This window comes from uncultured Allobosea sp., from assembly GCF_945957345.1.
In the GTDB taxonomy this organism is placed as follows: domain Bacteria; phylum Pseudomonadota; class Alphaproteobacteria; order Rhizobiales; family Beijerinckiaceae; genus Allobosea.
This window is the reverse complement of the sequence record NZ_CAMFKW010000067.1, coordinates 1-20010: the sequence shown is the minus strand read 5'-3', so window position 1 is coordinate 20010 and position 20010 is coordinate 1. Positions and strand designations below refer to the sequence as shown.

21 protein-coding genes are annotated in these 20010 nt (G+C 66.0%); 10 read left to right on the top strand and 11 right to left on the bottom strand.

The window, feature by feature from the left end; genetic code table 11:
- From Q0Q36_RS22810 to Q0Q36_RS22800, 3 genes are all read left to right on the top strand, one after another.
- Nucleotides 1-1193 (top strand): cysteine desulfurase (locus Q0Q36_RS22810; protein ID WP_293801750.1); only part of this gene is annotated, 1193 nt, incomplete at its 5' end.
- A 15-nt stretch (nt 1194-1208) separates the two neighbouring features.
- Entirely contained in the window at nt 1209-1592 is a 384-nt protein-coding gene (locus Q0Q36_RS22805) for an SUF system Fe-S cluster assembly protein (RefSeq protein ID WP_293801748.1), read from the top strand.
- A gap of 103 nt (nt 1593-1695) precedes the next feature.
- On the top strand, nt 1696-2583 hold the full coding sequence (locus tag Q0Q36_RS22800; protein WP_293801746.1) for a PhzF family phenazine biosynthesis protein: 888 nt from the start codon (nt 1696-1698) through the stop codon (nt 2581-2583).
- Here the strand turns inward: Q0Q36_RS22800 and Q0Q36_RS22795 are convergent.
- Together Q0Q36_RS22795 and Q0Q36_RS22790 are read right to left on the bottom strand one after the other, a co-directional pair.
- Nucleotides 2578-2934 carry an MmcQ/YjbR family DNA-binding protein gene (locus tag Q0Q36_RS22795; protein WP_293801744.1) on the bottom strand — a complete coding sequence of 119 codons (357 nt, stop codon included), beginning with the start codon at nt 2932-2934 and terminating at the stop codon, nt 2578-2580. The two genes, Q0Q36_RS22800 and Q0Q36_RS22795, sit on opposite strands and share 6 nt — an antisense overlap.
- A gap of 3 nt (nt 2935-2937) precedes the next feature.
- Nucleotides 2938-4005: a malate/lactate/ureidoglycolate dehydrogenase gene (locus Q0Q36_RS22790; protein ID WP_293801742.1), complete on the bottom strand. Its 1068-nt coding sequence runs from the start codon at nt 4003-4005 to the stop codon at nt 2938-2940.
- 216 nt (nt 4006-4221) lie between these two features.
- Between Q0Q36_RS22790 and Q0Q36_RS22785 the strand changes: the two genes are divergently transcribed.
- A complete protein-coding gene (locus tag Q0Q36_RS22785; RefSeq protein ID WP_293801740.1) occupies nt 4222-4611 on the top strand; it encodes an iron-sulfur cluster assembly accessory protein in 390 nt (129 codons plus the stop codon).
- 21 nt (nt 4612-4632) lie between these two features.
- On the opposite strand, the gene Q0Q36_RS22780 is transcribed toward Q0Q36_RS22785, so the two are convergent.
- Nucleotides 4633-5691, bottom strand: a complete 1059-nt coding sequence (locus tag Q0Q36_RS22780) for a diguanylate cyclase (RefSeq protein WP_293801738.1) — start codon at nt 5689-5691, stop codon at nt 4633-4635.
- 185 nt (nt 5692-5876) lie between these two features.
- The gene (locus Q0Q36_RS22775) at nt 5877-7349 is read right to left on the bottom strand and encodes a DEAD/DEAH box helicase (RefSeq protein ID WP_293801736.1); all 1473 of its coding nucleotides are present in this window, start codon (nt 7347-7349) and stop codon (nt 5877-5879) included.
- Between the two features lie 162 nt (nt 7350-7511).
- Between Q0Q36_RS22775 and Q0Q36_RS22770 the strand changes: the two genes are divergently transcribed.
- Complete coding sequence (locus tag Q0Q36_RS22770; protein WP_293801734.1) at nt 7512-8207, top strand: alpha/beta fold hydrolase; 696 nt, start codon at nt 7512-7514, stop codon at nt 8205-8207.
- A 6-nt stretch (nt 8208-8213) separates the two neighbouring features.
- On the opposite strand, the gene Q0Q36_RS22765 is transcribed toward Q0Q36_RS22770, so the two are convergent.
- From Q0Q36_RS22765 to parE, 3 genes are all read right to left on the bottom strand, one after another.
- The gene (locus tag Q0Q36_RS22765) at nt 8214-8474 is read right to left on the bottom strand and encodes a hypothetical protein (RefSeq protein ID WP_293801732.1); all 261 of its coding nucleotides are present in this window, start codon (nt 8472-8474) and stop codon (nt 8214-8216) included.
- Nucleotides 8475-8575: 101 nt separating this feature from the next.
- Entirely contained in the window at nt 8576-9517 is a 942-nt protein-coding gene (locus Q0Q36_RS22760) for a LysR family transcriptional regulator (RefSeq protein WP_293801731.1), read from the bottom strand.
- Between the two features lie 159 nt (nt 9518-9676).
- A complete protein-coding gene (parE, locus tag Q0Q36_RS22755) occupies nt 9677-11758 on the bottom strand; it encodes a DNA topoisomerase IV subunit B (RefSeq protein WP_293801729.1) in 2082 nt (693 codons plus the stop codon).
- Between the two features lie 280 nt (nt 11759-12038).
- Between parE and Q0Q36_RS22750 the strand changes: the two genes are divergently transcribed.
- From Q0Q36_RS22750 to Q0Q36_RS22740, 3 genes are all read left to right on the top strand, one after another.
- Nucleotides 12039-12236, top strand: coding sequence for a hypothetical protein (locus Q0Q36_RS22750; protein WP_293801727.1), 198 nt, complete (start codon nt 12039-12041; stop codon nt 12234-12236).
- 165 nt (nt 12237-12401) lie between these two features.
- Nucleotides 12402-13793: a hypothetical protein gene (locus Q0Q36_RS22745; RefSeq protein ID WP_293801725.1), complete on the top strand. Its 1392-nt coding sequence runs from the start codon at nt 12402-12404 to the stop codon at nt 13791-13793.
- Between the two features lie 82 nt (nt 13794-13875).
- Entirely contained in the window at nt 13876-15093 is a 1218-nt protein-coding gene (locus Q0Q36_RS22740) for a glycosyltransferase (RefSeq protein WP_293801723.1), read from the top strand.
- 82 nt (nt 15094-15175) lie between these two features.
- On the opposite strand, the gene glnA is transcribed toward Q0Q36_RS22740, so the two are convergent.
- Nucleotides 15176-16585, bottom strand: a complete 1410-nt coding sequence (glnA, locus tag Q0Q36_RS22735; protein WP_293801721.1) for a type I glutamate--ammonia ligase — start codon at nt 16583-16585, stop codon at nt 15176-15178.
- A 98-nt stretch (nt 16586-16683) separates the two neighbouring features.
- Complete coding sequence (locus Q0Q36_RS22730) at nt 16684-17022, bottom strand: P-II family nitrogen regulator (protein ID WP_199091838.1); 339 nt, start codon at nt 17020-17022, stop codon at nt 16684-16686.
- A gap of 279 nt (nt 17023-17301) precedes the next feature.
- Between Q0Q36_RS22730 and Q0Q36_RS22725 the strand changes: the two genes are divergently transcribed.
- Nucleotides 17302-18831 (top strand): NAD(P)H-hydrate dehydratase, encoded by a 1530-nt coding sequence (locus Q0Q36_RS22725; protein WP_293801718.1) that lies wholly within the window; start codon nt 17302-17304, stop codon nt 18829-18831.
- 83 nt (nt 18832-18914) lie between these two features.
- Here the strand turns inward: Q0Q36_RS22725 and Q0Q36_RS22720 are convergent, their stop codons facing one another.
- Nucleotides 18915-19463 carry a PRC-barrel domain-containing protein gene (locus tag Q0Q36_RS22720; RefSeq protein ID WP_293801716.1) on the bottom strand — a complete coding sequence of 183 codons (549 nt, stop codon included), beginning with the start codon at nt 19461-19463 and terminating at the stop codon, nt 18915-18917.
- Between the two features lie 65 nt (nt 19464-19528).
- Entirely contained in the window at nt 19529-19708 is a 180-nt protein-coding gene (locus Q0Q36_RS22715; protein ID WP_293801714.1) for a hypothetical protein, read from the bottom strand.
- Nucleotides 19709-19731: 23 nt separating this feature from the next.
- Between Q0Q36_RS22715 and Q0Q36_RS22710 the strand changes: the two genes are divergently transcribed.
- A complete protein-coding gene (locus Q0Q36_RS22710) occupies nt 19732-19935 on the top strand; it encodes a hypothetical protein (protein WP_293801712.1) in 204 nt (67 codons plus the stop codon).
- The last annotated feature ends 75 nt before the right edge of the window (nt 19936-20010 follow it).

Here is a 20010-nt window from a genome sequence, read left to right as displayed (position 1 = left end):
ATTTCCCGATCCTGAGCAGGGAAGTTTACGGCAAGCCGCTGGTCTATCTCGACAATGCCGCCTCGGCCCAGAAGCCTGAAGCGGTGATCGAGGCGATGACGCGGCTGATGCGCGAGGACTACGCCAATGTCCATCGCGGCCTGCACTATCTCGCCAACGCATCGACGGAAGCCTATGAAGCGGCACGCGAAAGTGCGCGCCGCTTCCTGAACGCGGCGCATCTGGAAGAGATCGTGTTCACGCGCTCCTCCACCGGCGCGCTCAACACGGTCGCCTCCTCGCTCGGGCGGCATCTGCAGATCCAGGAAGGCGACGAGATCATCCTCTCGATCCTGGAGCACCATTCCAACATCGTACCCTGGCACTACTGGCGCGAGCGCCATGGCGCCGTGATCAAATGGGCGCCGATCGACGAGGACGGCAATTTCCTCATCGCGGAATTCGAGAAGCTGATTTCGCCGCGCACCAAGGTGGTGTCGCTGACGCATATGTCGAACGCGATCGGCACGATCATCCCGATCGACGAGGTCGCTGCGATCTGCCGCTCCTATGGCATTCCGCTCGTGGTCGACGGCAGCCAGGGCGCGGTGCATCTGCCCGTCGACGTGCAGGCGCTAGGCTGCGATTTCTACGCCTTCACCGGCCACAAGACCTATGGGCCGACCGGCTCCGGCATCCTCTGGGGCAAGAAGGAATGGCTCGACAAGCTGCCGCCCTACGAAGGCGGCGGCGAGATGATCGTCACCGTCAGCGAAGACAGCGTGACCTATAACGATCCGCCGCATCGCTTCGAGTCCGGCACGCCGGCCATCGTCGAGGCGGTGGGCCTGGGCGCCGCGCTCGACTACATGATGGCGCTCGGCCGCGAGAACATCGCGGCCCATGAGGCCAAGCTCGGCGCCTATGCCATGGAGCGGCTCGGCGAGATGAACTCGATCCGCATCTTCTGCAGGGCGCGGGAGAAGGGCGCGATCGTCGCCTTCGAGATGAAGGGCGCGCACGCCCATGACGTCGCGACCGTGATCGACCGCGCCGGTGTCGCCGTCAGGGCCGGCACCCATTGCGCCATGCCGCTTTTGGCACGATATGGGGTGACATCGACCTGCCGCGCCTCCTTCGGGCTCTACAACACGCTCGAAGAAGTGGACAAGCTGGTCGACGCCCTGCGGAAGGCCGAGAGCCTGTTCGCCTGACCGGGATTTGAAGAGATGACCGACAGCGTCGCTGATGATCTGAAGCCGAACGCCCCCGCCATGGGCAAGGGCACGGCTTTGCCGCCGGAGGAGATCGACCGTCTGACCGACGACATCGTCGCAGCGCTGAAGACGGTCTACGACCCCGAGATTCCCTCCGACATCTATGAACTCGGCCTGATCTATCGTGTCGATATCGCCGACGACCGGCAGATCACGATCGACATGACGCTGACCGCGCCGGGCTGCCCGGTGGCCGGCGAGATGCCGGGCTGGGTCGAGAATGCCGTGAGCGTGGTACCGGGCGTCGCCGGTGTCACCGTCAATATGACCTTCGATCCGCCCTGGGATCAGTCGCGCATGTCCGACGAGGCCCGCGTCGCGCTCGACATGTGGTGAGCGCGGCACTGGTCGCGTTGATGGATCGCATCTCATCGCTTCATTGGTGCTGAGTTCGCTTGGCTGGCAGGAATAGGCGTGTCATCCGTTCCCGGAGCCTGCCATGCCGAGCTTTCCCTACGAGACTGTCGACGTCTTCACCGACCACCCTTTCGGCGGCAACCAGCTCGCCGTCTTCACCGACGCGCGAGGGCTTTCGGACGCGCAGATGCAGTCGCTCGCGGCCGAGATGAACTATAGCGAGACGACCTTCGTCCTGCCGCCGGACGACCCGGCCAATGACGCGCGCGTCCGGATCTTCCATCGCACGGCCGAGATGCCCTTCGCGGGCCATCCCAACGTCGGTACGGCCTGCGTGCTGGCTCGCCATGGCCGCGACCGCAACGGCGTGCTGCGTTTCGAGCAGTTGGCCGGGCTGGTCGAGATCGCGGTGGAGCGAGATACCGCCGGTGCCGTCACGGGCGCGGTGATCGCAGCCCCGCAGGCCCTGTCGCTCGGCATTGAACTGCCGGTCGATGGCATCGCCGCCTGCGTCGGCGTGGCTCCTTCCGATATCGTCACCAGCGGCCACAAGCCGGTTCAGGCGTCGCTCGGCGTGAAATTCGTGCTGGTGCAGGTCGCATCAACGGCGCTCGCCAGTGCGACGCCAGACATCGCCGCCTTCCGCAAGCTCGAAAGCCAAAACCCCGAATTGCAGGGGCGGCTGTCGCTGTTCCTCTATGCCCGCGACGGCAACGCGATCCGGGCGCGCATGTTCGCGCCGCTGGCCGGGACCTGGGAAGATCCCGCCACCGGCAGCGCCAGCGCCACGCTCGGTGCGCTGCTCCTGTCGCTCGATGGCGGCGAGGAGGCGGCCTACAGCATTACACAGGGCGTCGAGATGGGGCGCCCGAGCCGGCTGAACGTCTCCTCGCGCCGCGCGGCGGACGGGTTCCGCTCGCGGGTCGGCGGCGGCTGCGTCCCGATGTTCCGGGGCGAGGCGTTGCTATAGGCCGAGCTCGGCCCGCACCCGCTTCGTCAGCCCGGCGGCGGCGAGGCGGTGGCTCTCGGCAAGGTAATCCTGCAGCGCATCGTCAGGCATGCTTTCGCCGCTGAGCCATTGGATCCATTTCATGCCGCGCGAGGCGAGATAGGGCGCGGGCCTGAGGCCTGGCTGCTCGCCGAGGATATCAAAGGCCATCGGCGAGCATTTGAAGGACACGGCCATCTCGCCGTTCTCCTGCTGCCGGCCGATGGCGAAGACCTTGCCGCCGACCTTCCAGACATCGGCGCCGCCCCATTGCACGACATGGCTCGTGGCGGGGAGGCTCGCGCAGAAGGCGTTGTAGGCCTCGGGCCGCATGGTTCAGTAGCTCTCGGCGTCGATGCCGTGATGCCTGGCGGCGGCCACGATCTGCGACCAGGTCTCGTCATCGAGCGGGATGCCGGCCGCCTGCCGCTCGATCCGTACGTTGCGTTCCTTGTCGCCGGGCGCAAGAACCGGGTTGGTCGGGTCCATCGGCTTCGCGGCGCGCACGAAGGCGAGATAGCTTTCGGTGCGGCTGCGGCGGAGTTCGGCATCGGGCTCCAGTCGGGCAGGATCGATGATCACACCGAAGAGCGAGTTGATCACCCAGGTCTTCTGCGGCTTCTGGTCGATGCGCGCCGCGCCCATCAGTCCGGCCGAGAGCAGTTCGGCGATCAGCGAAAGGCCGGCCCCCTTGTGGTCGCCGAAAGGCAGGAGCGCGCCGAGCGGATGGTCGGGGCTGGCGAAGACATGGGCCGGGTCGGTGGTCGGGCGGCCCTCGCCGTCGATGATGTAGCCAGGCGGGACCTGCTCGCCCTTGTTGAGCGCGACGCGCGCCTTGCCATGGGCCATGCGGCTGGTGGCGAAATCGAGGATCAGCGGATCGCCGCCGGGGACGGGGATGCCGATCGCGTGCGGGTTGGTGCCGAAACGCGCTTCCTTCGCCGCATAGGGCGCGACGATCGGCGGGCGGCCGGCGACATTGACCCAGAAGAACGAGATCAGCCCCGCTTCGGCCGCGACCTCGGCGTAATGCCCGATGCGGCCAATATGATGGGAATCGAGCAGGTTGACGATGGCGACGCCGTCCGTCTGCGCCATGGCGATGGCCCGGTCGACGGCGTTGCGGGCGTTCGGCTGGCCGAGCGCGACCTTGCCGTCGATGATCAGGAAGGGTGCGGTGTCCGTCCGGGTCTCAGGGCGGGACTTCGGGTCGAGATTGCCGTCCGCCAGCGACTGGAAATAGAGCGGCAGCATGCCGACGCCATGGCTGTCATGGCCGCTGAGATTGGCGAGGACGAGATGGTCTGCCGTCTCCTGCGCTTCGGCCTCGGTCCAGCCGGCCTTCACGACCATGTCGCGGACGAGGGCATGCAGCGATTCGGGGCGATGCAGACGGTGCGCCATGGGTTTCCTGCCGTGTGGAAGAGGTCTTGGAGCCTCGGGGATTCTCTGTTGCAGAGTGCATGAGCCGGCCCGTTCCGCAATGCGTTGGGCGGGCAGGGGGCGGATAGCCGGCGCATGGCGCACTGTCGCCATCTCGACGAAAGCCCTGCCGATCCCTATGTTGTCGGGAACAGTCTTGCTTCACCGGGCCTTGAACCCGGTCGAGGAGGGAAACAGATGTTTTCGATACCGGGCCTCAAGGTCATTTCGCTGACCGATGCCGCGGCGGCCCGCATCCGCGAGATCATGGCGCAATCCTCTGGCGGGGACGCTCCGGCACTTGGCCTTCGGGTCGGCGTCAAGAAGGGCGGCTGCGCCGGCATGGAATACACCTTCGAGATCGCGCGCGCGGTCAACAAGGGCGACGAGGTCGTGACCGACAAGGACGCGACGGTGGTCGTCGATGCCAAGGCCGTGCTGTTCCTGCTCGGCACCGAGCTCGACTTCAAGACCGACCGCTTCTCCTCGACCTTCGTGTTCAACAATCCGAACCAGGTCTCGGCCTGCGGCTGTGGCGAATCCGTCGAGATCAAGCCGCGCAGCGAGAGCGCGCTGGCGGCGCCTTGAACAGCTGCCGGCGCGGCCTTCTCAGGCGACGCGGCTCGCCGTCTCCACGACATCCTCGGTGACGGTCCGGTTGCGGCCGTCGCGCTTGGCCTGCATCAGCGCCTGATCGGCCCGATCGACCAGCGAACCGGCCGTATCGCCGCGGCGGTAGCTGGACACGCCGAGCGAAATGGTGATCCGGCCGAGATTTTCGTTGGTCGAACGCTTGATCAATTCGCGGGTCAACAGAGCCTGACGGACCGTCTCAGCGCCGAATTTGCCGGCGATCAGATCGGCCTCAGGCAGGATAATGGCGAATTCCTCGCCGCCGAAGCGGGTGATGACCGCCTTGTCCTTGAACTTGTCCTTCATCGTGCGGGCGACGAGGCGCAACACCTGATCGCCCGTCAGGTGGCCATGGGCGTCGTTGAAGCGCTTGAAGAAGTCGATATCGGCCATGACCAGCGCGAAAGGCTCGCGGCGCAGCGTCGCCTGATCGATCGACTTCTGCAGCATCTCCTCGAAATGGCGCCGATTGGCGAGCCCGGTCAGCGGATCGGTCAGGGCCTCGGCGCGGGTCGATTCCAGGGCCTCGCGCAGGTTGCGGATCTCGTTGGAGCTGTTGCGCAGTTCCGCTTCGAGTTGCGCCTTGCGCGTGACCTCCTCGCGGGTCGACATCACCAGCGCTTCGACCCATTCGCGCAGCTTGTGCCGGTCCGTCGACGGCGGCACGTCCTCCGACATGGCGCAGAGACGGCCGTGATAGAGTTCGCTGGAGCCGAGCGCCTTGTCCACGAGACCCATCATGGCGTCGATCTCGCCGAGCACCTGAAGGCTGGTGCGCTCGGCCTGGCGCGAGAAGCGCTCGGTCGAGATGAAGCGTTCGTAAAGGCTGTCGATATCGGCGGCGGAGACCTTTCCGTCGCTGCCGGCAAGGATCGCGTTCATCGCGACGCTGACGGCCGGAATCTCGTCGCTCAGATGGGCGTACCAGACCTCGAAGGCGCGAGGATAGCTCGGCGAGCCATGCTCCCGCATCGCCGCGACGACGCGCTCTGCGAGGTCATCAGTGCGGGCGGGAACCGAAACCAGGTCGTCCATGCCTTCGCCATCCGGTATGAAGCCGGTTCGCGGCCTTCGGCCACGACAGCTTCGATTGACACAATCGAAGCGGGACATCCTGTCCGTATATACGGCGGCATGCGCCCGTCCGCCGCGACAGTCATCCCGTCACGGCGAAGCTCAATCTAGAGCGATGTCGTTAAAAACGGGTTGATGCCGTAACGTTATCCGACGCGTGCCGGGCGCAGCAGGAAGGCCGGGACGTGATCGCCCAACCCCTTCACCTGCGGGCCGTCATCATCGTCGCGGCCATGGCCGCGCCCACGCCGGGGGGCATCCTGGTTACGCGCGGCGGGCGGGGGCGCTGCCGTCTCGGAATCGGGCCGGATCGGCACGCGGCGCGGCTTGCGCTGCGTGTCGGCGACATTCTCATCGGCATCCGGCCGCGAGGCTACCGACTCTGCGCGGGCGCCGCGCTCGGGGCGGCCACGTCCGCCGCGCGAGGAGGAACGCTTGTCGTCCCGGCGGCCGCCGCGACGCTCGTCGCGCGGCTCGCCCGGAGGCAGGGCGTCGAGGCCGGGGCCTTCGAAGGCGATGGTCTGGCCGGTCAATTTCTCGACGGCAGAGACGAGCTTGTCGTCATGGCGCGTGACGATGGTGAAGGCGGTGCCCAGGCGGCCGGCGCGGCCGGTGCGGCCGATGCGGTGGACATAGTCCTCGGCATGGGTCGGCACGTCGAAATTGAAGACATGGCTGACGGCGGGGATATCGAGGCCGCGCGCGGCGACGTCCGAGGCGACGAGGATCGGGTTCTCGCCGGTGCGGAAGGATTCCAGCGCCGCCATGCGGGCATACTGGTCCATGTCGCCATGCAGCGCGACCGCCGGGAAACCGTGGCGCTGCAACGACTTGTGCAGCGTTGCGACATCGCGCTTGCGGTTGCAGAAGACGATCGCGTTCTGGAGATCGACCGCACCCTTGATCAGCTTGCGCAGCGTCTCGCGCTTCTCGAAATCCTGGGCATTGGACGCGATCAGGCGCTGGGTGATCGTCGCGGCGGCCGTGGCAGGGCGCGAGACCTCGACGCGAACCGGGTTGTGCAGGAACTGCTCGGAGATGCGGGTGATCTCCGGCGGCATCGTCGCGGTGAAGAACAGCGTCTGCCGCGTGAAGGGCACGAGCTTGCAGATCCGCTCGATGTCTGGGATGAAGCCCATATCGAGCATGCGGTCGGCCTCGTCGATGACGAGGAGTTCGACGCCGGTGAGCAGCAGCTTGCCGCGCTCGACATGGTCGAGCAGGCGGCCGGGCGTCGCGATCAGCACGTCGACGCCGCGGGTGATCTTGGCGTCCTGGTCGCCGAACGAAACGCCGCCGATCAGCAGCGCGACCGAGAGCTTCTGGTTCACGCCGTAGCGGGTGAAGTTCTCCTCGACCTGCGCCGCGAGCTCGCGCGTCGGCTCCAGGATCAGGGTGCGGGGCATCCGGGCCCGGGCGCGGCCGGTTTCCAGGATGGTGAGCATCGGGAGCGTGAAGGCCGCGGTCTTGCCGGTGCCGGTCTGGGCGATGCCCAGAACGTCCTTGCGGGCAAGAACATGCGGAATGGCCTGGGCCTGGATGGGGGTCGGCGTGCTATAGCCCGCGGCCGTGACGGCCGTCAGAACCTTTTCACTCAAGCCGAGTTCGGCAAATGACATCGCGTATCGTGCTTCTTCTGGGTCGGTGAAACGCGGCGGGATGACCTGCTCAACCACCACGTTGGCGCGACGACAGTTCCTGCGCGCCTGCGGACCCGTGTGGAATGCAAAGAAAACGCGGCAAAGTCAATCATCTAGCCTTGGAAGGACTGTTTTAGCCTCATGAAGGAGCCGCTCGTTCTCGTTCCCGGCCTGAGTTGCAACGCCGCGCTCTATGCTCCGCAGTGGCCTGCACTGGCCGATGGGCGCCCGATCCTGGTCGCCGATCACGCCAGCGACGGCACGCTGTCAGCCATCGCAAAACGCCTGCTGGGTGCGGCGCCGCCGCGCTTTGCGCTCTGCGGGTTGTCGATGGGTGGCTATGTCGCCTTCGAGGTCTTGCGGCAGGCGCCGGAGCGTGTGACGCGGCTCGCCCTGCTCGACACCAGCGCCAAGCCGGCGACGCCCGAGACCAACGTCCCGCGGGAGCAGATGATCGCGCTTGCCGAGAAGGGCGCCTTCGACAACGTCACGACGCTGCTCTGGCAGAAGCTGGTCGCGCCAGCGCGCCTGACCGATGAGCCACTGCGCCTGCTGGTACGCCAGATGGCCGACGAGGTCGGGGCGGAGGGTTTCGTGCGCCAGCAGAAAGCGATCATGCAGCGGCCGGATTCGCGGCCTGTGCTCGCGAGGCTGTCAATCCCGACGCTGGTGCTGGTCGGCAAGGAGGATGAGATCACGCCTGTCGCTGAAGCGCAGGAGATGGTGAAGGTCAGCGAGGGCGGGGCGCAGCTAGCGATCGTGCCGGGTTGCGGTCATCTCTCGACACTTGAGGAGCCGGAGGCAGTGACGGCGGAGCTATTGCGCTGGCTTGGCTGATAATTCTCAGCGCGGCAGGGCGCAGGGATCGAGCTTCGTGGCGTTCGCGGTCTGCGTGATCGAGCCGGTGACCATCGGATCGACGGCCTGCCGCTTCGAGACGGCGAGGCTGACCTGAGCCATGCGCTCCTTGTCGAGCGAGGCGGTCTGGCTCGACAGGAAATTCGCAGCGATGACCGACAGGAAGGCGATCGCCGCACCGGCCTTGGCGATGTCGGCGGCAAGGGTGCCGCGATTGTCCTTCCAGAACATTTCGATCAGGCGCATGGCGCACTCTCCGCGGCCCGTGACTTCACGAGCTTTGCGGCACTATGCGCCCGCAGCAGTAAAAGGATGGTTAGCCAAGTCTTTTGCAGGCGCGGAGGACTTTATCGATCGCCTCTGGCATCGACGGCTCGTCCCGAAAGCCGGGCCTGATGCTCCTTGAACAATTTGCGCAGGGCGCTCAACACGGCAGCGACGCCGGGCCTGCGGCGGGAAACCTCGTGCGAGACCAGGAAGATGTCGTCGCCGGTCTGCTCGGGCGGCGGCTCCAGGCGGTGCAGGCTCGGATCGGCATCGCCCATGAAGCAAGGCGCCATCGACAGCGCGCCGGAGGAGCGAATGCTCTCGTAGCGGGCAGCCGAATCGCCGACACGGGCCGCGATCGGCCGCCCTGCGGCATAGGCCATGATGTGGTCGTCGATCCGCGAGGATGTCTCGCGATTGACCGAAATGATCGGCGCGATCGCGGGGTCGACATCGCGGCGGACATAGAGCGCCTGCATCAATCGCCCGATCTTCTGGGCGTAATGGCCGGGCTCGCTCGGCACCCTGGTCATGCGCAGCGCGATATCGGCCTCGCCGCGTGCCAGATCAAGCCGGTTGCGCGTGCTGATGATGACGATCTCGACGCCGCCGGCCGCCTGCGAGATCGCCGTCGCGTTCATCGTCAGGAGCAGGCTGATCGAGGTGGTAGCGGTGATGCGGACCGGCGCATTGGCTTGCGGACGGGCAGCTTCGGCGCGGATCGCGAAGCGCCTGGCGGCAGCCTCGACGAGGCCGGCCTCAGTCGCGAGCTCCATGCCGACGGAGGTCGGCACGAGCCGGTTGGCCTCGCGGGTGAAAAGCTGCAATCCGAGTTCGGTTTCGAAACCTTTGAGCCGGCGCGCGATGGTTGCTTCGCTCAGGCCTAGCCGCGCCGCCGCCACGGCCATCGACCCGCCGACGGCGATGGCGTTGAAGATCCGGATGTCGTCCCAGGACGCCTGTCCGGCCGGCGATGCCAGATCGCCGTCGCGTCGAGATGGAGGGGAAGCAGGCTCGCCCATGCCGTCAGCGGCCAGTCCCGAGCAGTGGCGTGGTGGCGACGGTCATGGGGGTCCGGGGTGTGGGCAGAGTTCGACATGCGCGAACCCTGCCGGGAAACATTGCGCCGGGCAGCCCGCCGGGCTTGAGCCCCAGCCCTGCAAACATGCAGGGCTCAGCCCTCACAGGTCGATCAGTTCGCCGGCAAAGGCGGCACGTTCCTGGATGAAGACGAAGCGCGCTTCCGGCTTGTTGCCCATCAGGCGCTCGACCGTGTCGGAAGTCTCCTCCTTGGCTTCGTGATCGACCATGACCTTGAGCAGGATGCGCTTGCTCGGGTCCATGGTGGTTTCCTTGAGCTGCGCCGGCATCATTTCGCCCAAGCCTTTGAAGCGCGAGATCTCCGGCTTCTTGCCCTTGAACACGGTCTCGATCAGCTCGTCCTTATGGGCATCGTTGCGGGCATAGATGCTCTTGCCGCCATGCTGGAGCCGGTAGAGCGGCGGCACGGCAAGGTAGAGATGGCCCTTCTCGATCAGGCGCGGCATCTGCCGCCAGAAGAAGGTGACCAGCAGCGAGGCGATATGGGCGCCGTCGACATCCGCGTCGGTCATCACGATGACCTTCTCGTAGCGCAGGTCGTCTTCGCGGAACTGGGTGCCGATGCCGCAGCCCAACGCCAGGATGAGATCGGCGAGCTGCTGGTTCTGGTTCAGCTTCTCGCGCGTCGCATTGGCGACGTTCAGGATTTTTCCGCGCAAGGGCAGGATCGCCTGGTTCGAGCGATTGCGGGCCTGCTTGGCCGAGCCGCCGGCCGAGTCGCCCTCGACGATGAAGAGCTCGGAGCCGGCCGCGCCGGCATTCGAGCAATCGGCGAGCTTGCCGGGCAGGCGCAACTTGCGCGTCGCGGTCTTGCGCGAGACTTCCTTTTCGAGGCGCCGGCGCAGGCGCTCCTCGGCCCGGTCGACCGACCAGTCGAGCAGGCGCAAGGCCTGTTGAGGAGCGGCGGCGAGCCAATGGTCGAAAGCGTCACGCACTGCGCCCTCGACGATGCGGTGGGCTTCCTGCGTCGCGAGCTTATCCTTGGTCTGGCCCTGGAATTCCGGCTCGCGGATGAAGACCGAGAGCATGGCTGCGCAAGTGGCCATCACGTCGTCGGAGGTGACCTGCGCCATGCGCTTGGACTGCCCGATGCGCTCGGCATGGTCGCGCAAGCCGCGCAGCAGGGCGATGCGTAGGCCCTGCTCATGGGTGCCACCCTCAGGGGTAGGGATGGTGTTGCAATAGGAGGAGGAGAAGCCGTCTTCGCCGGTCGCGAGCCAAGCCACCGCCCATTCGAGCGAGCCGTGGCTGCCTTCCCTGGTGATCTTGCCGGAGAAGATCGGCTCGGCGACGAGGTCCTTGCCCTCGATCTCGCGGCCGAGATAGTCGCGCAAGCCCCCGGGGAAGCGGAACACAGCCTCGGCCGCGACATCGCCTTCGGGCTTCAGCAGAGCCGGCGCGCAGGTCCAGCGGATCTCGACGCCGCCGAAGAGGTAGGCCTTGGAGCGGGCCATGCGGAACAGGCGGGCAGGGGAGAAATGCGCGCCCTCCCCGAAGATCTGCGCATCGGGATGGAAGCGCACCCTGGTGCCACGCCGGTTGGCGACGGCGCCGACAGTCTCAAGCGGTCCCTGCGGCAGGCCGCGCGAGAAGACCTGGCGGTAAAGCGTCTTGCCGCGCGCGACCTCGACCTCGAGCCGGTCGGACAGCGCGTTTACCACGGAGACGCCGACGCCGTGCAGGCCGCCCGAGGTCTCATAGGCCTTGGAGTCGAATTTTCCGCCGGCATGCAGCGTCGTCATGATGACTTCGAGCGCCGATTTGCCGGGGAATTTCGGATGGGGATCGACCGGGATGCCGCGCCCATTGTCGGTGACGGCAATCGAGCCGTCCTCGAACAACTCGACATCGATGAAGGTGGCGTGGCCGGCCACGGCCTCGTCCATGGCGTTGTCGATCACCTCGGCGAAGAGGTGGTGCAGGGCGCGCTCGTCGGTGCCGCCGATATACATGCCCGGCCGGCGACGGACCGGCTCCAGCCCCTCAAGAACCTCGATCGCCGAAGCGTCGTAGCCGGCCTCTGAGAGCGTGCCGTTGCGGGTAGGGGCTGCCGATGCCGGCACCCCCTTGGGGCTTGCGGCGGGCGGGCGCGCTTCCGGCCGCGGGCTTGCCGCGTCCGGCCGCTCTGGTTCTCCGCCGAAAAGATCGCCGTTATCCGCCATTGCCAACCGATTCTTCCTGATTCGCGCCTATAAACTCTAGCGCATTGCGGGCTGTCGCGCCTTGTCAGGGGCAGCTTATAGACGCCTCATCCACGGATCGAAACCGCCTGTGCATCAGGCCGCGCGATCCTGTCACATCCCTGTCGCCGGAATGCGCAACAGCGGCATGGAACGGACGTGTTCAGGGCACGTTAACCATCCGTGCAGAGGATGATCGGCACGGTCGGGCCTATGCGGATTTCCGCAATGCGCTATGATCGGTCTACAGGGGGAGAAGGCCGTGGCGTCGCGTCAGTCAGTGCCGGTTGCGGGTATCGCGGGATTGCAGCGCGCTGCACGCCTCGCCGGCGAATCCTTCGGTCATGAGGACGTTATCGGCCAGCCCTTGGCGAACACTGATCCGCATGCTTCGCCCTGGCTTTGGTGGCTGGCGGCGGTCGCAGCCTCTGCGGGGCTCGTGGTTCTGCATCTCTCCTGAAAACACCGCTCCCACCGCGCGGAAATATCAACCTTTTTGCCCTAGGCCTGTGGTCGGAGGGCAATTGGATGTATCTCGTTTCCGTCAGGTTTTCCGGTTCGGTCGATAACGGCGCAGCGTTGCCCCTTCGCATGCCGAACCTACGCTGAGCGGAACGGCGCGCCGATGGGCCAGATCGTCGCTCTCGCTGCCTATGCTTACCAGGCCCTGCTGGCGCTCGGGCTCCTGCTGCTGGTCTCGCGCCTTCTGCCGGCCCAGGACTTCACCTATTATTCGCTTTTCATCACGATCGGCCAGTTCGGCAGCATTGTCGCCTTCGAATGGCTGCGCTTCTCATGCAGCCGCTTCTATCCGGGTACCGACGAGACTGCGCAGCGCTCTGTGATCCTCTATTCCTTCGCGGTCTGCGCCGTGCTGTGCCTGCTGGTGGGGGCGGGAATTTCGGTATCGGGCGTGGCGCAGGCCTGGATCGCACTCTCCGCCACCCTCGTCGCGGTCTTGCAGGGTGGCACCGAGCTGCACCTGACCATGCTGCGCTTCCGGCAGGATTTTCGATTGTTCTCGATCCTGCAGGTCGCTCGTGCCTCCATCTTCGCGGCGGGGACGGTCGGCGGGGCCGTCCTCGACCCCACCCTCGCAGGCGCGGTCGCGGGCGCGCTGGCCGGATATGTCGTCTATGGCGTGGCGGCACGATTCACCGGTGGTGCGTTCGCGACCGGACTCAAGCGTCCGCAGCGCGGCCTCCTGATGAAGCACCTGACCTATGGTGGGGTTTCGTCCGGGGCTTCCGTCGCGGGCATTCTGGCGCTGCTCGGACTCAAGGCGCTGTTGACCGCTGTGATCGGCAGCAGCGCTGCGGCCGGAGCCCTGCTGGCACTTGATCTCCTGCAGCGTCCCTTCAATCTGGTGGTTTCGGCGCTCCAAGCCGTCCGCTACCCGGATCTGGTCACCGATTATGACCGCGAGCCTGGCTCGCCGACATTCCGCCTGCGGCTCGGCGACTATTACGCGCTGCTCGCGGGGTGCTCGTTCGTGACGGCGGCGGCAATCCTGTGTCTGCTCGCCCCGGCCGCTTCCTGGCTGGTCAAGGGGGAGCTGCGCGCTTCTTTCCTGCTTGCAGCTCCGATCGTTACCGTCCTCGCGCTGCTGCGGGCACTGGTGCAGACCCTGTTGCCGACACCAGCACACCTCATGCAGCGCCTGCGGCCGATCATCGGGCTCGCTATCGCCGATGCCGTCCTCCTCAATCTCGGCTCGCTCGTCGGGTGGAGCCTGTCCGCTGGTTCACTCACGGGGCTGCTTCTCGGCGGAACGGCCGGGGCTGCTGCGGCGGCGATCATGGGCGTGCCGCTGTTCCTGTCGATGCCGTTCCGCTGGCATGGCCTCACGCTGGGCAGCGCCCTGGCCGCGCTCGCCATTGCCGGATTTGCCAATGCCGGCGTGCCGCAAACCTCCTTGCTTGTGTCCCTGGCAGTCTTCCTGCTCTGCATTCCGCCGGCCGTTGCGACAGTCGGTTCGCTGCTGCAGCGCGAAGGCGCTTCGCCGAAGACCTCCTAAGACTGCGGCAGGCCCTGCTCTTCAAACAGGGCGTCAGCCCTTCCTCAATCTTTCGCGGCGACAATGCCCGCGGGAGGCTTTCGTGCGCGCGGTCATCATCAGCGATTTCGGCTCGGTCAATGGCGGTGCCGCGAAGGTGGCGATCGAAAGCGCGCGCGGGCTGGCCGAGGCCGGCGTCGAGATCGTCTTCGCCTACGCGATCGGTCCCGTTTCCGAGCGCCTCGATCACCCACTCATCAGCGTGGAGCGTTTTGCCGGCGAGGAGATCTGGCAGGTCGGCAGCAAGGTCGCTGCAGCCCGCCAAGGCATCTGGAATGGCGAAGCTCATCGCTTCCTGCGCGATCTTCTGTCGCGCCAGCCGCGCGGCAAGACGCTGGTGCATCTGCATCAATGGACCAAGGCGTTCAGCCCGGCCGCCATCGGGGCTGCCGGCGAGAGCGGGCTGCCCATTGCCATCACCATGCACGACTATTTCTCGTTCTGCCCGGTCGGCGGCTATTTCGATTTCAAGGCCAATGCCGTCTGCAGGTTCAGGCCGATGTCGGCTGGCTGCGTCACCAGCAACTGCGATCGCGCCTCCTATCTGCACAAGCTCATCCGCGTCGCCCGGCAGTTCGGTTCCGACAAGGCGATGCGCAGGCTCGAGGCGCCGCTCTTTATCCATGTCAGCGACTTCGCGCGCCGCTTTGCCGAGCCGTTCCTGCCACCCCAGGCACGCCATGTCGTCGTCGAGAACATGATGGAAGCGGAGCGGCGGCCGGCCGTCGATGTCGCCCGGAACCGGCATGCCCTGTTCCTCGGCCGCTTCACGCAGGAGAAGGCCGCGGACGTCCTGGCGCAAGCCGCTCATGATGCCGGCGCGCCTGTCCGTTTCGTCGGAGAGGGGCCGCTCGCCGGCGAGATCGCACGGATCAATCCACAGGCGGAGATCCGCGGCTGGGTGCCTGCCGATCAGGTCTTCGACGAGATCGCGCAGGCGCGGTGCCTCGTGCTGCCTTCACTCTGGTACGAGCCCGGACCGCTGGTGATCGCCGAGGCGCGCTCGCTCGGCGTGCCGGTCGTCCTGGCGCGGACCACGGGGCCGGCGAGCTGGGTCGTCGATGGCGAGGACGGTATCCTCGTCGATGGCGGCGATGTCGCGGGCCTTTCTGCCGCGCTCGGCCGGCTGCAGGATGATGCCTGCGCGCGTGCGATGGGAGAGGCCGCCTACCGCCGCTACTGGGCCGATCCCCTGACGATGGCCCGTCACGTCGGGCGCACGATCGAAAGCTATCGCCGGCTTGTCGGCGGAACCTCCTAAAAACAAAGGCCGGAGCGTTGCCGCCCCGGCCTGATCGTTTTGCGGGTGTTGGCCGGCATGCTTCAGCTGCCGGCCAATCGCCTCAGTACGAGTAGTACATCGCGAACTCGACCGGGTGCGGCGTCATCTCGAAGCGCGCCACATCCTGCATCTTGAGCTCGATATAGCTCTCGATGAAGTCGTCGTTGAAGACGCCGCCGGCCTTGAGATAGGCGTTGTCCTTCTTGAGCGACTCCAGCGCCTCGCGGAGCGAGCCGCAGACCGTCGGGATCTTCTTCAGCTCGCGCGGCGGCAGGTCGTAGAGATCCTTGTCCATCGCCGGGCCGGGATCGATCTTGTTCACGATGCCGTCGAGGCCGGCCATCAGCATGGCGGCGAAGGCGAGATAGGGGTTCGCCATCGGATCGGGGAAGCGGACCTCGACGCGCTTGGCCTTCGGCGAGGTCGTCCACGGAATACGGCAGGAAGCCGAGCGGTTGCGCGCCGAATAGGCGAGCAGGACCGGGGCCTCATAGCCTGGGACGAGGCGCTTGTAGGAGTTGGTCGAGGGGTTCGTGAAGGCGTTCAGCGACTTGGCGTGCTTGATGATGCCGCCGATGTACCAGAGGCATTCCTGCGACAGGTCGGCGTACTTGTTGCCGGCGAAGACCGGCTTGCCGTTCTTCCAGATCGACTGGTGAACGTGCATGCCAGAGCCGTTGTCGCCATAGATCGGCTTCGGCATGAAGGTCGCGGTCTTGCCGTAGCTCTGCGCCACGTTGTGGATCGCGTACTTGTAGATCTGCATCAGGTCGGCGGTGTGCACGAGCGTGTCGAACTTCATGCCGAGCTCATGCTGGGCCGAGGCGACCTCGTGGTGGTGCTTCTCGACGACCACGCCCATCGACTGCATCGCGGCCAGCATCTCACCGCGCATGTCCTGCGCCGAATCCTGCGGCGGGACGGGGAAATAGCCGCCCTTGGTAGCGACGCGGTGGCCGAGATTGCCGCCCTCGTAGTCGGAATAGCCGTTGATCGGCAGTTCGACGTTATCGAGCTTGAAGCCGGTATGGTACGGGTCGGCGGCGATCTTGACGTCGTCGAAGACGAAGAATTCGGCCTCGGGTCCGACATAGACGGTGTCGCCGATGCCGGTCGACTTCAGATAGGCCTCGGCCTTCTTGGCGATGCCGCGCGGGTCGCGGCCATAGGGCTCGCCGGTGCCGGGCTCGAGCACGTCGCAGTTGATGACCATGGTCGGGGCCGAGAAGAACGGATCCATCGTCGCGGTCGTCGGATCCGGCATCAGCAGCATGTCGGACTCGTTGATGGCCTTCCAACCAGCGATCGAGGAGCCGTCGAACATCGTGCCTTCGGCGAAGATGTCCTCGTCGATCATGCCGACATCGAAGGTCACGTGCTGCCACTTGCCGCGCGGGTCGGTGAAGCGGAAGTCGACATACTTGACGTCGTTATCCTTGATCGCCTTGAGGACATCCTTGGCGCTTTTCATTTCAGCATTCCTCTTGCCAGCAGTTATTCACGTTTCACGCTGCCGCACCCGGCTCCAATCCGGCCTGCGGCTCGTTTTCCAATCGTCGGGGAGAATTCCTAGATCGCGTCCGCGCCGGTCTCGCCGGTGCGGATACGGATCACCCCCTCGATGCTCGATACAAAAATCTTGCCATCTCCGATGCGGCCGGTCTGGGCGGCCTTCATGATCGCCTCGATGGCGCGGTCCAGCATGTCGTCGGCGAGGATGATCTCGATCTTCACCTTCGGCAGGAAGTCGACGACGTATTCGGCGCCGCGATAGAGCTCGGTATGGCCCTTCTGGCGACCGAAGCCCTTGGCCTCCAGGACCGTGATGCCCTGCAGCCCGACCTCCTGGAGCGCCTCCTTCACCTCGTCCAGCTTGAAGGGCTTGATGATCGCTTCGATCTTCTTCATGCGCCGACCGGCCTCCATTGCATCTCGGGCTCCGGCTCGGGCCGGATCGTGGGTCGCAAGGCGCTGCGACGCGGGAAAGAAGCCCGCGCCCTCACGCGAATGCAGCCTTGCTTCTGCTCATAGCATTGGCGCCGACGCCCCGCCATGCGGCAACGCCTGTCGAGGCGCTCGGTGAAAAGGCAATAAACAGCACAAAAATTGAGCATCTGCGTAACTGTTGATCATAAGCGGCATTCCGCCGCAACTTGCGGGCCGTCCGGCGCCGCCCGAAGATGCGGCATGGACGACCACGGCGCCGAGACGAAGGGCAGGGCGGAGCTCGCCTTGCTGACCACGCAGCAAATGGCGGCTGCCGATCGCATCGCGATCGCGGCGGGCATTCCCGGCATCGACCTGATGGAGCGTGCCGGCCGTGCGGTGGCGGAAGCCGCGTTCCGGCGCGCCGGGGCGGGAGGCGCCGTCACGTTGCTCTGCGGGCCCGGCAACAATGGCGGCGACGGCCTCATTGCGGCGCGCCTGCTGCGTGAGCGAGGGCTGAGGGTGCGCGTCGTGCTGCCGGGCGGAGTGGATGGCTTCAAGGGCGATGCTGCCATTGCGATGGAACGCTGGGCTGGCCCGGTCGAGCGGTTGGACAAACTCCATGGGATGCAGGGCGGCGTCTTTGTCGATGCCCTGTTCGGCGCCGGCCTGACGCGCCCGCTGACAGGCGCCTTCGCGGAGGCTGCGGACTTCCTCAACAGGGCCAGCCGCCCGGTCATCGCCGTCGACATTCCGAGCGGGGTATCCGGTGATAGCGGCCGGGCGGAGGGCATGGCAGTCAACGCAAGCGAGACCGTCACCTTCTTCCGGCTCAAGCCCGGGCATCTGCTCCAGCCGGGGCGGTCGCTCTGCGGCCCGGTGACGGTTGCCGATATCGGCATTCCCGCCCGGGCGGCGCTTGAAGCGGTCGGGCCGACGGCCTTCCGCAACGATCCCAAGCTCTGGCGGCAAGCCTGGCCGGAACATGGGGTCGATACGCACAAGTTCCGGCGCGGTGCAGTGGCCGTGATCGCCGGCGGGATCGCAGGCGTCGGGGCGCCACGGCTCAGTGCTCGGGCGGCACTGCGCATCGGCGCCGGATTGGCCACCCTGCTGTGTGAGCCCGAGGCTCTGCCGATTCATGCTGCGCGCGGGCCGGACGCGCTGATGCAGCGCGCTGTCGCCGATCGTGCCGCGCTGGAAGCATTCCTGCGGGATCGCCGGGTTTCGACTGTCGTCGCCGGTCCGGCGCTCGGGCTTGGGGTCCGCGCGCAGAAACTGGTGCGAGCCGTGATTGCCGACGACAGGCCTGCGGTCCTCGATGCCGATGCTCTGACCACGCTTGCGGGCTTTCCCGATGGCGGCGTGAGCCTTCTTCATGGCCGTGGCAGCGAGGTCGTGCTGACGCCGCATGAAGGCGAGTTCCAGCGGCTGTTCGGGGACGATCCCGCCATCGCAACGGAGCCCTCGAAGCTCGAAAAGGCACGGAAGGCCGCTGCACTGTCCGGGGCGGTCGTTGTCTATAAGGGCGCCGATACGGTCATTGCTTCGCCCGACGGGCGTGCCGCCATTAACGCCACAGGATCGCCTGCGCTGGCGACGGCGGGTTCCGGGGACGTGCTGGCAGGGTTGGTCGCCGGCCTTCTGGGCCAGGGCATGTCGGCTTTCGAAGCGAGCTGCGCCGCCGTCTGGCTGCATGGGCTTGCCGGCGAAAAGCTTGGAATGGGGTTGATCGCCGATGACTTGCCCGAGGCGATCCCGCCGCTGTTGGGAAGCATCTTTCCTGCGTGAGGCGACGACACGCAGGAAAGGGCCCGCCCCGTTGTCGCGAGGCGGGCCTGCTCAGCGATCCAGCCACAGAGCGGCGGTGGCCGTCAGGTGCCGGAATAGGTCACGCTCGGAGCGGCCTTGAGCTGATCCTTGGTCAGGGTGATCTTGCCGTGATCCGGATACATGGCCGGCGCCCTCGGAGCCGCCGCAGCCGGCGGAGAAGCCATGCCGCCGCCCGTACCCCCAGCGCTGCCCGACGGAGCAGGAGCGGGGGCCGGCGGGGCGATCGGCTGGTCGCTCCAGGTCACCTGGTCGAAGGGAACCGCGACGTCCTTCGAGCCGATGCCGAGGAAGCCGCCGACGCCGATCGTCACCATCTCGACCTTGCCGGACTTGTCGACGATCACCTCGGTGATGTCACCGACCTTCTTGTCATCGGGGCCGTAGACATCGACGCCGATCAGCTTGCTCGTGCGCCATTTGCCCTGGCCGGCCAGATTGGTATGCGCCGAGGAACTGGCGCTCGATTGGGTGGCGGCCGGCGCAGCGGGGGCAGAGGAGGGGGGCGTCGGCGCGCTGGTCTGGGCCATGGCGGCCGTGGCGAGCATCGCGACACCAACGGTCGACAACATGAAATGATGATGCCTGATCATATCTTCCTCCAGAATGTTTCCGCTTCAAGCGGGTCGTTTCGACAACAAGCGAGAGGCCTGTTTGTTCATTTATTCGGGATGTCGATTTTCTCTGCGGGCGAATTCTTGAGCGTCACCACACGTTGAGTGAACGCAATTTCACTGCCCGGCCGCAAGTGCTTGATCGTGCCGCATATTTGCTTGGAAGCTGAAGCTGTGCTCCAATGCCATCTTCTGGAAACGTCGCCGCCGCGACGCTGTTCCATCCTCGGTTCCGCGAGGTGCTTCGATGGCCGCTGTTCCTGTCACACTGTCCGTGGACGAGCGCATACTGGCCGCGCTCGACCACTATATATCGATCCATCGGCAGGGATGTTCGCGGACCGAACTCATTGGAGAGATTCTCGCCGCTTGGGCGGCGAGCCCGGAGCATCTCGTCGAGCCGGACGAGGGCCTTCGCCCCGAGGAGCTCAATGCGAGCAACGATTCCTGAAATACGGGAAACCGTCTCCCGTCGCAAAAATCAGGTGCGAAAGTCAAACTTGTGCGACTGACTTTCGCGACACGT